The organism is Longimicrobium sp. (assembly GCF_036554565.1).
Classification (GTDB): Bacteria; Gemmatimonadota; Gemmatimonadetes; order Longimicrobiales; family Longimicrobiaceae; genus Longimicrobium.
The window spans coordinates 1-14,134 of record NZ_DATBNB010000131.1 but is presented as its reverse complement, the minus strand read 5'-3'; the positions used below and the strand labels follow the sequence as shown (position 1 = coordinate 14,134).

General features: G+C 69.4%; 13 protein-coding genes. 8 read left to right on the top strand and 5 right to left on the bottom strand.

What is annotated here, in order from left to right:
* On the bottom strand, nt 1-1,250 hold a 1,250-nt coding region (locus VIB55_RS03520), incomplete at its 3' end, for a hypothetical protein (RefSeq protein ID WP_331875285.1).
* A 374-nt stretch (nt 1,251-1,624) separates the two neighbouring features.
* Between VIB55_RS03520 and VIB55_RS03515 the strand changes: the two genes are divergently transcribed.
* Nucleotides 1,625-2,425, top strand: coding sequence for a helix-turn-helix domain-containing protein (locus VIB55_RS03515; protein WP_331875284.1), 801 nt, complete (start codon nt 1,625-1,627; stop codon nt 2,423-2,425).
* Nucleotides 2,426-2,494: 69 nt separating this feature from the next.
* On the opposite strand, the gene mscL is transcribed toward VIB55_RS03515, so the two are convergent.
* The 3 genes from mscL to VIB55_RS03500 all read right to left on the bottom strand — a co-directional run bounded on the left by mscL (nt 2,495) and on the right by VIB55_RS03500 (nt 4,434).
* Nucleotides 2,495-2,932 (bottom strand): large conductance mechanosensitive channel protein MscL, encoded by a 438-nt coding sequence (mscL, locus tag VIB55_RS03510; RefSeq protein ID WP_331875283.1) that lies wholly within the window; start codon nt 2,930-2,932, stop codon nt 2,495-2,497.
* Nucleotides 2,933-3,088: 156 nt separating this feature from the next.
* Complete coding sequence (locus VIB55_RS03505; protein WP_331875282.1) at nt 3,089-3,601, bottom strand: DinB family protein; 513 nt, start codon at nt 3,599-3,601, stop codon at nt 3,089-3,091.
* Nucleotides 3,602-3,705: 104 nt separating this feature from the next.
* Nucleotides 3,706-4,434 (bottom strand): arylesterase, encoded by a 729-nt coding sequence (locus tag VIB55_RS03500; RefSeq protein WP_331875281.1) that lies wholly within the window; start codon nt 4,432-4,434, stop codon nt 3,706-3,708.
* On the opposite strand from VIB55_RS03500, the gene VIB55_RS03495 reads away from it, so the two are divergent.
* From VIB55_RS03495 to VIB55_RS03475, 5 genes are all read left to right on the top strand, one after another.
* Nucleotides 4,427-5,104, top strand: coding sequence for an ABC transporter ATP-binding protein (locus tag VIB55_RS03495; protein ID WP_331875280.1), 678 nt, complete (start codon nt 4,427-4,429; stop codon nt 5,102-5,104). The genes VIB55_RS03500 and VIB55_RS03495 overlap by 8 nt on opposite strands.
* Complete coding sequence (locus VIB55_RS03490; protein ID WP_331875279.1) at nt 5,101-7,737, top strand: ABC transporter permease; 2,637 nt, start codon at nt 5,101-5,103, stop codon at nt 7,735-7,737. The genes VIB55_RS03495 and VIB55_RS03490 overlap by 4 nt, the downstream gene beginning before the upstream one ends.
* Before the next feature lie 41 nt (nt 7,738-7,778).
* A complete protein-coding gene (locus VIB55_RS03485; RefSeq protein WP_331875278.1) occupies nt 7,779-8,555 on the top strand; it encodes an SDR family oxidoreductase in 777 nt (258 codons plus the stop codon).
* Nucleotides 8,556-8,826: 271 nt separating this feature from the next.
* Nucleotides 8,827-9,168 (top strand): type II toxin-antitoxin system RelE/ParE family toxin, encoded by a 342-nt coding sequence (locus VIB55_RS03480; protein WP_331875277.1) that lies wholly within the window; start codon nt 8,827-8,829, stop codon nt 9,166-9,168.
* Nucleotides 9,165-9,512 carry a helix-turn-helix transcriptional regulator gene (locus VIB55_RS03475; protein WP_331875276.1) on the top strand — a complete coding sequence of 116 codons (348 nt, stop codon included), beginning with the start codon at nt 9,165-9,167 and terminating at the stop codon, nt 9,510-9,512. Before VIB55_RS03480 ends, VIB55_RS03475 begins: the two co-directional genes overlap by 4 nt.
* A 15-nt stretch (nt 9,513-9,527) precedes the next feature.
* Here the strand turns inward: VIB55_RS03475 and VIB55_RS03470 are convergent, their stop codons facing one another.
* On the bottom strand, nt 9,528-10,445 hold the full coding sequence (locus VIB55_RS03470; protein WP_331875275.1) for a hypothetical protein: 918 nt from the start codon (nt 10,443-10,445) through the stop codon (nt 9,528-9,530).
* 461 nt (nt 10,446-10,906) lie between these two features.
* Between VIB55_RS03470 and VIB55_RS03465 the strand changes: the two genes are divergently transcribed.
* Nucleotides 10,907-13,801, top strand: a complete 2,895-nt coding sequence (locus tag VIB55_RS03465; protein ID WP_331875274.1) for a 2-oxoglutarate dehydrogenase E1 component — start codon at nt 10,907-10,909, stop codon at nt 13,799-13,801.
* A gap of 30 nt (nt 13,802-13,831) precedes the next feature.
* A partial coding sequence (locus VIB55_RS03460; RefSeq protein ID WP_331875273.1) for a biotin/lipoyl-containing protein occupies nt 13,832-14,134 on the top strand: 303 nt, incomplete at its 3' end.

Below are 14,134 nucleotides of genomic sequence, written 5' to 3'. Positions count from 1 at the left end.
CGAGCAAGCTGATCCAACGCCAGCATGCCCTTACCCCACGAGAGTTGCTGAGCCACCGTGACGTCGTGCGTATGTGCTTCCAGCGCTGAGTCCAAACCGGCTGCCGCAAGCTTGAGAAACCCCCGCGCGCTTTGGTCGGAGGGGTACCCTGGATACCCGATCCGCCGGAAGCGTGCGGCCAGGTCCTGGCCCTCCAGCCGCTCAACGACGCGAAGCGCCCCGTACTGGGAGACCATCTCGGAGAGTAACGGCGCATAGCCGCGGGGCGTCAGCGTGACTCCCCACCACTGGTGCGTGATCTCGTGCGCGTAGAACGCGGTATTGTAGGGCGCATCGATCAGGGTTGAGGAGGCTAGGATGAAGCCCTCCAGGCTAGCGCCGTTGAACCTCGCGCGCCGCGCCTGGTCGGCCGGTGCCTCCACCAGCGCGAACTCGGAGAACGGGTAGGCGCCGAACTCCAGTTCGAGAGTGGAGATGACCTCCGCGGTCCGATCCAGATACTGTCCCAGGCTCGGCCGGTCGCGGAGCACGTACGCCAGGATCGGGATCCGTCCCTCGCGCCGGCGCACGAGGTATCGCCCAGCCGCGAACGAGAAGAATGACGGCCGATCGAAACGGTACTGCACCTCGTGCCGGACGGTGGTGTCACGGCCCGCCCGGTGCGCGCTGCGCCGGTCGCCCGATGCGACCACCTCGTACGGTCCCGGCACGGAGAACGTGACGGTCCCCGTCGCGCGCAGCGTTCCCTCGCCGGCAAGGACCTGTGGGTACCACGGCGTCATCGATCCCGCGGCGAAGGAGCCCTCCGGCCCAAGATAGTACACCCATTCGGTCCCTTCTCCCCCGGAATAGGTGAGGCGCAGTTCGGGCTCCACGTTGGCCGGGATCGGTCTCCGCGGAATAACCCGATACCGCCGGTTCGGCGGAGTCGAGTCGAAGACGACGACGTCCGCCGGGCCTGCGGCGGAGGCTGGCGAGACGACCTCGACCGAGAAGGCGCCGTATCGGGCCGAAAGCCCGAGACGTATCTCTTGCCGCTCCGCTGGGCTCCCCGGCAGCCGCAACGTGCCGCTGCCCGAGAGATGGTGCCGATCCGGATCGAGGCTGACTGTCAGCTCGTACCTCGGGTCCGTGAGCGTGCGCGCCTGCGCAGGAGGGGAACTCTGGGCGGTGAGGACCCGCTGCAGCACGGGCGCCGCCAGCAGCGATGCCGCCAGGGGGAGCGTGAGGGTAAACCGGCGAAGTCGCATGGGGCCAAGGAGGGCAGAGGGCGGGGTTTCTACACCCGGCAGCTACCCGCCGGAGCAGCATTCGGGCAGCAATGCATCGAAGTGTACCGGCAGCGGTGGGGGCGAGCAATTGGCCCACAAGCCAACTTTGGTTACATTCGTGCCATCTCTCCGGTCGTACCCTCTCCCCGCGGCGTACCTTGTCTGGCGACCCCTGCCCCAAGCCGCACCCTTCGACGCCTCCTCGACGCGTCGCGGTCCTGGCCCTGCCCAGCCTGGTCCCCCTCGATCTGGGGATCGCGTGCCAGGTGTTCGGCTCGCGACACCCCGACCTGGGGTGCATTCGGTATGAGCTTCGTGTCTGCGCCGAGGAGCCCGGCCCCCTTGAAACCGCCATGGGCTTCGGCATCGACGTCAGGGACGGCCTGGAGTGGCTGCGCTCGGCAGGGCTGATCATCGTGCCGGGAATCATGGACGTGCGCCGGCCGCTCCCTGCTGCCGTCGTCGAGGCGCTCCGCGGCGCCCACCAGAACGGCGCGGTGATCGCGTCCATCTGTACGGGGGCGTTCGTGCTTGCGGCCGCGGGTCTCCTGGATGGACGCCGGGCGACCACTCACTGGCTCGATGCAGAGCTCCTCTCGAAGATGTACCCTGAAACACGCGTCGATCCCGCGGTGCTGTACGTAGACGAAGGCCAGATTCTGACCTCCGGTGGGCTGGCGGCGGGTATGGATCTTTGCCTGCACATCGTGCGGCGGGACTATGGGCCCGCGGTCGCCAACACCGTCGCGCGGCGCCTGGTCATGGCGCCGCACCGCGATGGCGGGCAGGCGCAGTTCATCGAGCGTCCCGTTCCCAGCGCCGACCAGCGGGGACTCGGCCCCACGCGCGCGTGGATCCTCGAGCACCTTGCCGAGCCGCTTACACTCGCCTCGATGGCGGCACATTCCCATATGAGCCGGCGTACGTTCGCCCGCCAATTCCCACGTGAAACAGGCGTCTCGGCAGTCCGGTGGGTGCTCGACCAGCGGGTGCTCCGGGCGAGAGAGCTGCTCGAATCTACGGACTCCTCCGTCGCCAGGATTGCCTCCCAGGTCGGCTTTGGGTCCGCGCTCTCACTTCGGCAGCACTTCGTGCGCGTCCTGCGTACCACCCCGGCGGCCTATCGCAAAACCTTCCGGAGCGCGCACGGGTGAACCCCGGTTGACGTGCCTCGTCGCCATCAGGTTCACTGCGGAGCGGCCTCGAAGCATCTGGACGCCCGATCAGGCCGGGGCCAGTTCCGACGTGCAGTGGGGGCAGCGGATGGCGGCCAGGTGGATGCGGGAGTAGCAGAACGGGCACTGCTTCTCGGCGGCGGCGGGCGGCGCTTCGGGCGGGCGGGTGCGCTGGTAGGCCTTGATGATCAGGAAGACGGCGAAGGCGGTGATCAGGAACGCGATCACGTTGTTGATGAACAGGCCGTAGCTGATGATCGGCGCGCCTGCTTCCACCGCCGCGGCGCGGGTCGGGAAGGTGCCGCGGCCCAGGTGCAGGTACAGCTCCGAGAAGTCGACGCCGCCGAGCAGCAGGCCGATGGGCGGCATCAGCACGTCGTTCACGAACGACTGCACCACGCCCGTGAACGCGGCGCCGATGACGATCCCTACGGCGAGGTCCAGCACGTTGCCGCGGGTAATGAAGTTCCGGAATTCGCTGATCATGGTCGGCGTGGGGATCGGGGATTGGGGCGTACGCGGAATGGATGGGTTTCACTGCCGCGGGTGGCAAGCATCCTGATCGAAATCGGAATCCAACGAGAAGCCGCGCGGCGATTCGCTCGCCACGCGGCTTCTTTTCATCGGCCCCGACCGTCCTACTTACTGCTCGTCTGCGGTCGGGCCGTAGATGGAGGGCACCGGCACGTCGAGGAGGCGCAGGTACACGCTCAACTGCCCGCGGTGGTGGATCATGTGGCTGAGGCAGAAGCTGCGCAGCACCGCCAGCCGCGGCATCGACAGGATCACGTGGTCGCCAGCCTTCAGGCTCCACTTATTTCCGAATGTCGACTCATCCGCGTTCTGCAGAGCCTCGCGTGCGTCGGCTACGTTGTCGTCGAAGCGGCGCATGATCGCCGCGTGCGTGTCGAGCGGCTCGGTTCGCGGGGCCCCGGCCACATCCAGTTCGTCCTGCGTGATCGTGGTCGTAACCCAGAACGGCATCTGGGTCAGGTGCGTGGCCAGCTGCCCCAGGCTGAACGACTTCGCGTGCGGCTTCCAGTCCAGGTGCTGCTCGGGCACGCGGTCCAGCACGCGGCGCGTGGTCTCCAGCTCGTGTTCCAGGTCGCCCAGCGCGAGTTGCTTGAGCGACGGGGCGGATGCGGTATCGGTCATCTACGGCTCGGGCGGTGAGGGTGGCTCCGATCAGGCGAACGCTCAGCCATCCAACCTGCCGAGCGCGTCCCCCGCTGACAAGGCCCGCATCCGCGCGATCCGCCTCAGACTCCGCGCTGCCCCGTGCCGGCGTCGCGCAGCACCGGCTCCAGCGCCTTCCACACCGTGCGGGCGAGAATGTGGTGCCCTTGCGCGTTGGGGTGTATGGCGTCGGCGATGTTCAGGTCGCGCTCCGTCGCCACGCCTTCGAGCAGGAAGGGGACGAGCGGGACGTCGTTCTCCTCGGCCAGGTCGGGGTACACGCGGTTGAAGCGATCCACGTAGGTGCGCCCCAGGTTGGGCGCGGCGAGCATCCCCACGAGCACGATGCGCGTGTTGGGCTTGGCGGCGCGCACGGTGTCGATGATCCCCTGGATGTTGGAGCGCAGCTCGGCGACGGGCAGGCCGTTGAGCATGTCGTTGGCGCCCGTCTCGATCACCAGCACGTCGAAGGGCTGCTTGAGGAGCCAGCCGCGGACGCGCTGCAGGGCCCCGGCGCTGCGCTCGCCGCTCAAGCCTGCGTTCACCACCTCGAACGGCAGCCCGGCGGAGTCGATCTTCTGCTGGATCAGCGCGGGATACGCCTGCTCGCGCTCCAGCCCGTACCCGTCGGTAAGGCTGGTGCCCAGGAACATCACCACACGCCGGTCGGCGGCCACGTCGTCCTCGGCGGAGCCGGCGGGGTTGGACGAACTTTCGGCGGAGCCGTTGCTTTCGGGGGCGCCGCACCCGACAATCAGGGCCGCCAGGGCCACTACCGGCCCGGCACGGCGCAGGGAAGACAGAATGCTCATCGCTGACAATCTCCAGAAAACGTACCGCAGCGGCGGACATCCGCTGGCGGCGCTCAAGAACGTAAGCTTCACCGTGAACCCCGGCGAAACGGTGGCCATCGTGGGCCCGTCCGGAAGCGGAAAGACAACGCTGTTGGGGTTGCTCGCCGGGCTGGACCGCCCCAGCGCCGGCCGCGTGCTGCTGAACGGCACCGACCTGGGCGCCCTGACCGAGGACGCGCGCGCCCGGCTGCGGCGCGAGAAGATCGGCTTCGTCTTCCAGTCGTTCCAGCTGATCGCCACGCTCACCGCCCGCGAGAACGTCGCCATTCCCCTGGACCTGGCGGGCGAGGGCGGCGGCGCCGCGCGCGCCGACGAGCTGCTGGAGCGCGTGGGCTTGGCCGGGCGCGGGCACCACTATCCCGCGCAGCTTTCCGGCGGCGAGCAGCAGCGCGTGGCCCTGGCCCGTGCCTTCATACACCGTCCAAGCATCCTGTTCGCCGACGAGCCAACGGGCAACCTCGATGCCGCCACGGGCGAACGCATCATCCAGCTGATCCTGGAGCTGAACCGCGAGCGCGGCACCACCGTGGTCCTGGTGACGCACGACGCCGCGCTGGCGGGGCGGATGGGGCGCGTGGTGCGCCTGGCCGACGGCGCCGTGGTGAGCGACGAGCGGAGCGGCGCGTGAAGGCCCTCCGCCCGAAAGCCGTCCGTCCTCTGTTCGCGCTGGCGTGGCGGGAAAGCCGCTTTGCCCGGCGCCGGCTGCTGCTCTTCCTTTCCTCCATCACGCTGGGCGTGGCCGCGCTCGTCGCCACGCAGTCGTTCGCCGCCAACCTGCTGGCCGGCGTCCGCGACCAGGCCCGCGCCCTCGTCGGCGCGGACGTGAGCCTGAGCAGCAACCGTGCGCTGGGGCCGAAGACGGAGGCGCTGCTGGATTCGCTGCGCCGCGCGCGGGTGCCCGTGGCGCGGGTGACCGCGTTCGCGTCGATGGCGCTCGTGGAGCGCACGGGAGCCGCGCGGCTGGCGCAGGTGCGCGCGGTGGAGCCGGGCTATCCCTACTACGGCGAGATCGTCACCGCGCCGGCGGGCCGCTATCCCCAGCTGCAGTCCGGCCGCAACGTGCTGGTGGACCCCGCCATGCTCACCGCGCTGGACGCCCGCGTGGGCGACGAACTGCGGCTGGGCGAATCCAGCTTCACCATCATCGGCACGCTGGAAAAGGTGCCGGGCGCCGTGGGCGTGGGCGCGCTCTTCGCCCCGCGCGTCTACATTCCTGCCCGCTATCTGGCGGAAACGAAGCTGGTGCAGACGGGGAGCCGGGTGGATTACGAGGCGTACGTTCGTCTTGCGAACCCCGCCGCGGCCGACCCGCTCGTGGAGGGCTACCGGCCGATCTTCCGCGCCGAGCGGGTGAGCGCAAACACGGCCAGCGAGCAGCAGGCCGACATGGCCGAGGCGCTGGGCAACCTGGGCTCGTTCCTGGCGCTGATCGGCACCTTCGCGCTGCTGCTGGGCGGCATCGGCGTGGCGAGCGCGATGTCTGCGTACATGGCGCAGAAGCGCGACACTGTGGCCACGCTGCGCTGCCTTGGCGCCACGGCGCCGCAGGTGATCGTCATCTACCTGCTGCAGGCGGGGGCGATGGGGCTGATCGGCGCGGCGGCGGGCACGGCGATCGGCGTGTCGGTGCAGTGGGTGCTGCCGCGCCTGCTGGCAGACCTGCTTCCCGTGGACGTGGAGACCGCCGTCAGCCTGCCCGCGGTGGCGATGGGGATCGGCATCGGCGTGTGGATCGCCGTGGCGTTCGCGCTGCTGCCGCTGCTGGGGACGCGCAGGATCTCGCCCCTGGAGGCCATCCGCCGCCGCGTGGAGGCCGAACCGACCCGGCGCAGGCGCGACCCGTGGACGTTCGGGGGATGGCTTCTCCTGGCTGCCAGCATCGTCGCGCTGGTGATGTTCCAGGCGCAGGACATCCGTACGGGGCTGGGCTTCGCGGCGGGGATCGCGCTCACCCTGGCCGCGCTCTGGCTGAGCGCCTGGGGGATGACGAAGCTGGCCCGCCGCGCGCCGACCCGCGCGCTCCCCTACCCCGCGCGCCAGGGTGTGGCGAACCTGTACCGCCCTGGGAACCAGACGGCCGTCGTCGTCCTGGCGCTGGGGTTCGGTGTGTGGCTGCTGGCGACGGTGTACCTGGTCCAGCGCAACCTGCTCGCGCCGCTCGCGATCAACGCCGAGAGCCAGGGCAATCTGCTGCTCTTCGACATCCAGGCCGACCAAGAGCAGGGCGTCGCGGGCGAGCTGGGGCGGTCGGGAACGCGGGTGATGCAGCGCGCGCCCATCGTGCCCATGCGCATCCACGCCATCAACGGCGTCCCCGCGTCGCAGCTCGCGCCCGACGATCCCGATGCCGACGCGGAGGGCGCGCCGGAGCAGCGGCGTCCCCGCCAGGGCGAGCGCCTCACGTCGTCGGATGGCGACCGGCCGGAGCGCTGGGCGGTGCGGCGCGAGTATCGATCGACCTTTCGCGACGAGCTGATCCGCTCCGAAGAGGTGCTGGAGGGACGCTGGTGGAAGCCGGGCGCCGGCGGTGCGGACGGCAGCGGCGTGGCGGAGGTGTCGATGGACATTGCCGTGGCCGAGGACCTGAAGATCGAGCTGGGCGACACCATCACCTGGGACGTGCAGGGCGTGCGCATTCCCACGCGCGTCACCTCCATCCGCGAGGTGGACTGGGGGCGGCTGGAGCCCAACTTCTTTGCCGTCTTTCCCACGGCGGTGCTGCAGGGCGCCCCGCACACCTGGGTGATGCTGGCGCGCGCGCCGTCGACGGATGCGCGATCGGCCGTACAGCGCGACGTGGTGCGGCGGTTCAGCAACGTGGCGGTGCTGGACCTTACGTCCATCCAGGCGGCCATCGACGAGGTTCTGGGGCGCGTGGCGGCTGTAATCCGCTTTTTGGCGGGCTTCAGCGTGGCGACGGGGTTCATCGTGCTGCTGGGCGCGGTGCTGGCGGGGCGGCTTCAGCGCATCCGCGAAAGCGTGCTGCTGCGGACGCTGGGGGCCACGCGGCGGCAGATCGCGGGCGTGCTGCTGGCGGAGTACCTTGCGCTGGGGCTGCTGGCCAGCGCCGCGGGAACGGTGCTGGCGATCGGGGCGGGGTGGGCGCTCGCGCGGTGGCTGTTCGAGACGGATTTCGCCGTGCCCGTGCTCCCGCTGCTCTGGCTGTCGCTGGGAGTGACGGCGATCTCGGCCACGGTGGGCATGCTGGCCAGCCGCGAGGTGTTCCGCCACACGCCGCTGGAGGCGCTGCGCGAGGAGTGACGGCTGATGATCAACAACCTGAATCGTGAGATGCTGATCCGATGAAGCTTTCCGGAACCGTCCTGATCACCGGCGCCAGCGCGGGCATCGGCCAGGCGTGCGCACGTGCGTTCGCGGCCGTCGGCGCGCGGCTGATCCTTACAGCGCGGCGCTTCGAGCGCATCGAGCGCCTGGCCGCCGAGCTGCGCGAGGAGCACGGCACCGAGTGCCACCTGCTGGAGTTGGACGTGCGCGACCGCGAGTCCGTCTTCGGCGCCATCGGCGGTCTGCCGGCGGAGTGGGCGGAGATCGACGTGCTGGTGAATAACGCCGGGCTGGGGCGCGGGGTCGACAAGCTGCACGCGGGCGATCCGGAAGGCTGGGACGAGATGGTGGACACCAACGTCAAGGGCCTGCTGTACGTTACGCGCGCCGTCACCCCGGGTATGGTGCAGCGCAGGCGGGGGCACGTGATCAACCTGGGCTCGGTGGCCGGCCACGAGGTGTATCCCGGCGGCGCCGTCTACTGCGCCACCAAGCACGCCGTCGGGGCGATCACCAAGGGCCTGCGGATGGACCTGCTGGGGACCGGGATCCGCGTGAGCACGGTAGACCCGGGGATGGTGGAGACGGAGTTCAGCGTGGTGCGCTTCGGGGGCGACGCGGAGCGCGCCGCGAACGTGTACCGCGGGATGACGCCGCTGACCGCGGCCGACATCGCGGACACGGTGGTGTGGGTGGCGACGCGCCCGGCGCACGTGAACATCGACGAGATCATCATCAAGCCCACCGACCAGGCCAGCGCCACGCTCGTGGATCGACCCGGCGCGAGGGCCTGAACCCGAAAGAAAGGGTCTCACGCGGAGGCGCGGAGGACGCGGAGAACTGCAGAGGGTTGGGTCCATCCCCGTCCTATTCTCCTGGATGTGAACGGAGTGTGCAAGACGCTTGACAGTCGCTACAGGCCCTCCTAAACTGGACGCAATCCGAACGCCGGTAGGCCGGCACACAATGAATGGCCTCTCTCCACACACCGATGCCGGAGAGGGGCCATTCTCGTTGTCTGACCCGGCAGGATTCTTGACTCTCCGCCGCCATACGATATATCATATGGGCACTGGATCATTCAGGCTGAAGAAGGAGCCTGACGTTCAAAGCTTCATCGATCGGTTGGCCCCGGTGCCTCAACGGCAGGTGGTCCGAGACCTGGAGAAGCTTGCGTCTCGCGGGCTGAAGGCGCTCCCGCCTCTTACCGGGCCGGTCAAAGGGCCCGTGTGGGAACTGCGGTCCAAGGTGGAGGGAGTCGGCTTGTATCGTCTCTTCTACTATCGAGACGGCGAGGCTTCCTTCCGACTCTTCTACGCGTATCAGAAGAAGGACGAGAAATTGCCCGACCACGTTAGAGCGGAAGTGATGAAGCGGTACGAGCAGCTCACCGGGAGGAAGCTATGAAGAACTTCTTCAAGCGTACCTCGAGGGAAACGCTTGGCGAGAACGCGCTTCTGCAGGAGATCGATGAGAGGCACTTCATCGCTGAGCAGGTCTTTCATCGGCGCGAGCGCGCGGGGTGGTCCCAGGAGGAGCTCGCAGTGGAATGCCGGATGACCCAGGCGCAAGTCGCGCTCATCGAGGCTGGTCAAGCGAACCCCACGCTGCGTTCCCTGGTGAAGCTCGCAAACGCTCTTGGCTGCTCGGTCTCTGAACTTTCGGCTGCCACGGCAGACCCGAGCGGCGACGATGAGGGCACGGAGCTACTGGTTCCCGCCGACGAAGCGCGCACCGTCGCATTCTCGTAAGCCGCTGACGCCCGGTCAGCCCGTCGGGGCGGAGAGGAGCTTGGGGGCGGGGGCCATCAGGGTGCGCGGGTTGGCGTAGGCGCGCTCCTGCAGTTCGGGGATGGTGGCGCCTGACACCAGGAACTTGCCCGTGCCCTCCACGATGCGGCGGCGCAGCAACTCGGCTTGCTCGGGCGACATCTCGCCGGCATCCAGCCGCTCGCGCACCAGATCCAGCACCGGCAGGCTCTCGGCGGCCTGCCGATATCGCTGCGCGGCGGGCAGTGCGCGGAAGAACACCACGCGGTCCCACACCGAGACGATCAGCTCACGCACGGCGGCGATCACCGGTGCGGCGCCCATCAGCTCGAACGTCTTGTCGCTCCCCGAATCGCACCCCACCACGCTCAGGCCGTTCGGCTGCGCGCCGTGAAGGGTGGCGCAGGCGCCGTACAGCAGCTCCAGGCTGTCCAGCAGCGTCGCCAGGCGCGCGGGGGTAGAGAACCGCCGCGGCGCCTCGATCACCTGGACAACGAGCAGCGCCTGCCCGCCCGCCTCGTCTGCACGCCGAAGCGCGTCGAGCACGGGAATTCCGCCCTGCCCCAGCAGCCCTGAGAAGGCGGGCAGATGCTGCGTGGCGAAACGCACCCGCTCCGCGAACGAAAACGCCTCCTGCGCCCGGTTCTCCGCCGCGATCAGGAGCGACCAGGTGTCCGCCTGCTCCAGCGCCGTCACGCCCAGCGCCTCGGCCACCAGCCGGCCGGGACGGGTGAAGCGGCTGGCGCGCAGCCCGTAGTCGCGCAAAGCTCCTAGCAGGCGAGTCAGCAGCTCGCCCGGAACGGGCTCGCGCCGGTATCCCAGCCGCGCCACCTCCACCAGCGGCAGCTCCAGCCCGCTTTCGGACAACGCGCGCACCACCTGGTCTACTCCGTTGATCAGATCGGCTTTGCGCATGGACGAACCGCGTCGGGAAGGGGATGCAGGGGAGCCCTGAGAACGTACCGGGAAGTGCGAAAGTGCGAAAGTGCGAAAGTGCGAAAGTGCGAAAGTGCGAAAGTGCGAAAGTGCGAAAGTGCGTGAGTGCGTGAGTGCGTGAGTGCGCTTTCCACTCTCTTCCTCTCTCCCGTTCCTCCTCCCGTGCCCGCCGTGTGGGGCCCGCTCGTAGTTGTCTCTCCGTTGTCCTCTGCGGCTCTGCGGCTCTGCGTGAGGCATTCCGTTGTCCCTCTCCGCGTCCTCCGCGCCTCCGCGTGAGATGACCCGTACGCGGCCCACGCCGTGCGTACAGCCAAGCGTCCGCGCACGAGGTAGCGGGTTGCCGGGACGCGGCTTAAGTTGTCGGCGCTGCGCCCTCCGCCCCGAGCGGCGGAAGGGCTTACGGGCGCATCCGGCGGCGTGCGCCACCACGAGGGTGTACCATGGCAGATCTTCGCGAGTTCACAGGCCCCAATGCGGCCTACGTGCTCGAACAGTTCGAGCGTTTTCAGAGCGACCCCCAGTCCGTGGACGAGGGGCTGCGCGGCTGGTTTGCGTCCATCGACCCCGCCCAGCTGCGGGAGATCGAAGCGCCCACCCAGGCCGGGGCAGCCGCGCAGGCGCCCGCCCAGGCCGATCTTACCAAGGCGTTCGCCGCGCGCACCCTGGCGCGCTCCATCCGGGCCCGCGGCCACACCGGCGCCCGGCTGAACCCGCTGGGCCCCGGCGCCGGCCCCGACCCCGTCCTGGACGCGTCCACGCACGGCCTGACCGACGACGACCTGGCGGCGCTTCCCGCATCGGTGGTGTTCGGCCACCTGCCGGAGTCGCCCAACGCCCTGGCCGAAGTGCAGCGCCTGCGCGACACCTACGCCGGCACCATCGGGTGGGAGTTCCTTCACCTTCCCAACCCCGACGAGCGCACCTGGATCCGCGAAGCCATCGAGTCGCGCCGCTACACCCAGCCGCTCCCCGCGGAACGCAAGCGCGCGCTGCTGGACCGGCTGTCGCAGGTGGAAGGTTTCGAGAAGTTCCTTCACCGCGCCTTCTTCGGGCAGAAGCGTTTTTCCATCGAGGGAACCGACCTGATGGTTCCCATGCTGGACGAAATCGTGTCCGAGGCGGCGCGCGCGGGCGCCGGTGACGTGATGATCGGCATGGCGCACCGTGGCCGGCTGAACGTGCTGACGCACGTGCTGAACAAGCCGTACGCCATGATGCTGTCGGGCTTCGCGAGCGCGCAGGCCGCCCCCGCGCTCGACGCGTACCAGAACAGCGACGAGCCCTCGGGCGACGTGAAGTACCACATGGGGTGGACGGACGAGCGCCAGGTGGACGGCCACACCGTCCGCGTGTCGCTCTCGCCCAACCCCAGCCACCTGGAGTTCGTTGACCCCATCGTGGTGGGGATGGCGCGCGCGGCGCAGGACGACACCTCGGCCCCGGGCGTGCCCGCCATCGACCACGGCAGGGCGGTGGCCGTGCTCATCCATGGCGACGCCGCGTTCCCTGGCCAGGGGGTGGTGCCCGAGACCCTGAACATGCAGTCGCTGCCCGGCTACACGGTGGGCGGCACCATCCACCTGATCGCCAACAACCAGGTGGGCTTCACCACCGACCCGCAGCAGGGCCGCAGCACCCGCTACGCCAGCGACCTGGCCAAGGGGTTCGAGATTCCCGTCGTGCACGTGAACGCCGACGACGCAGAGGCCTGCCTGGGCGTCGCGCGCTTCGCGCTGGCGTACCGCGCGCGGTGGGGCAAGGACATCGTCATCGACCTGGTGGGCTACCGCCGCTGGGGGCACAACGAGGGCGACGAGCCGCTGTTCACGCAGCCCGTGATGTACGGGGTGATCAAGGACCACCCCACCGCCCGCGAGACGTTCGCCGCCCGCCTGGTGGAAGAGGGCGTGCTGACGCGCGAAGAGGCCGACGCCTCGCTGAAGCGCGTGCTCGACGAGCTTTCGCGCACGCTCGAGGGGCTGGGCGGGGACGCCGGCGCGCACGGGCACGAGACGCCCTCGCCCAACGGGCGCCAGGGCCCGCGTGAGACCGCGGTGCCGCGCGACCGGCTGCTGGAGTTGAACGCGGGGCTCGTCGGCCGTCCCGAGGGCTTCCAGGGCAACTCGCGCCTGGAGAAGGTGCTGCAGAAGCGCGCCGAGGCGGCGAGCGGCGAGCCGGTGATCGACTGGGGGCACGCCGAGGCGCTGGCGTTCGCGTCGCTGCTGGCCGAGGGCGTCCCCGTGCGCATGACGGGGCAGGACGTGGAGCGCGGAACCTTCAGCCATCGCCACGCGGTGCTGCGCGACGCGCGCACGGGCGAGCGGATGAACGTGTTCCACCTGCTGCCGCAGGCGCGGGCCTCGTTCGAAATCCACAACTCGCCGCTCTCCGAGATGGCCGTGGTGGGCTTCGAGTACGGCTACAGCGTGGGGCACCCGCAGGCGCTGGTGCTGTGGGAAGCGCAGTTCGGCGACTTCGTGAACGGCGCGCAGGTGATGATCGACCAGTACCTGGCCGCCTCGTACCAGAAGTGGCAGCAGCGGACGGGGTTGGTGCTGCTGCTGCCGCACGGCTACGAGGGCCAGGGGCCGGAGCACAGCAGCGCGCGGCTGGAGCGGTTCCTTCAGCTCTGTGCCGAGAACAACATGCGCGTGGCCAACTGCACCACGTCCGCCAACTACTTCCACCTGCTGCGCCGGCAGGCGGCGCTGCTGGATTCGGAGCCGCGGCCGCTGGTGGTGATGAGCCCCAAGAGCCTGCTGCGGCACGCGCTGGCGTCGTCCACCATCGACCAGCTGGCGACGGGCACCTTTCAGCCGGTGATTCCCGACGCCTCCGCCGCGGACCGCGCGGAGTCCATCACCCGCCTGGTGCTGTGCTCGGGCAAGGTGTACGTGGACCTGGTCGGCGGTACGGAAGACCAGCGCAAGGAGCGCGCTGCGGTGGAAGGCATCGAGCGCGTGGCCATCGCCCGCGTGGAGGAGCTGTATCCCTTCCCGGGGCACGAGCTCACCGAGGTGGTCGCCGGCTATCCCAACCTGCACGAAGTCGTCTGGGTGCAGGAAGAGCCGCGCAACATGGGCGCCTGGAACTACATGGCGCCTCGCCTGCAATCCCTGCTGGGCGAGCTGCCGCTGCGATACGAGGGGCGCCCCGACCGCGCCAGCCCTGCCGAGGGCTACATGCACCGGCACCTGGCCGAGCAGCACCGCCTGGTCTTCGCCGCCCTTTCCGGCGCGCCGTCCTTGGACGCCGCCGAAGCGATGGCGGAGTCGGTGGGAGCCGGCCGGATGGTCGCGGAGCTGATCGGAAAGCGTAAGCTGGGGGAAGGCTGATGGAGCTAACATCTGCTGCGGAGCAACAGCATGGCCGTTGAAATCCGGGTGCCGCCTCTGGGCGAGTCCGTCGTAGAGGCGACGGTGGGCCGGTGGACCAAGAAGGAAGGGGATCGCGTCGAAAAGGACGAGATCCTGGTGGAGCTGGAGACTGACAAGATCACCGTCGAGGTGGCGGCGCAGGCGGCCGGCGTCATCGAGAAGATCGTGAAAGCCGAGGGCGATACGGTGAGCGTCAACGAGCTGCTTGGCTCGTTGTCTGCCGCCGACGGCGCTACCCCGGCCGACGAGGCGGGGCAGGCGGCGGCGCCGGCCGGCGAGAAGCCGCGGGCG